Below are 338 nucleotides of genomic sequence, written 5' to 3' on the forward strand. Positions count from 1 at the left end.
AGTTTTCAATCCTGATGGAACCTATACCTACACACCAAACGATGGTTTCATCGGTGAAGATACCTTCAGCTATGAAGTATGTGACGGTGGTAGTCCACAGGCTTGTGATAATGCAGATGTAATCATTCAAGTGCTACCTATAGCTAGTCCTGAAAATACAGCTCCTATTGCTAACGATGATACAGCCATTACAGAAGAGAACACTCCTGTTGACGGTAATGTATTAATAAATGATTTTGATCCTGACGGCGATACAATTACCGTAACTGGTAATACACAACCAACTAACGGAAGTGTAACTGTAAATCCTGACGGAACCTTCATCTATACTCCGGAGT

General features: G+C 40.8%; 1 protein-coding gene. It reads left to right on the plus strand.

Going from position 1 to position 338, the window contains the following annotated elements; all coding sequences use genetic code 11:
• Window positions 1-338: Ig-like domain-containing protein (locus tag WA338_RS18740; RefSeq protein WP_336094542.1), on the plus strand; the 338-nt coding region annotated here is incomplete at both ends.

Origin of the sequence: Leeuwenhoekiella sp. CH_XMU1409-2 (assembly GCF_037029365.1) — a bacterium.
GTDB classification, from domain to species: domain Bacteria; phylum Bacteroidota; class Bacteroidia; order Flavobacteriales; family Flavobacteriaceae; genus Leeuwenhoekiella; species Leeuwenhoekiella blandensis.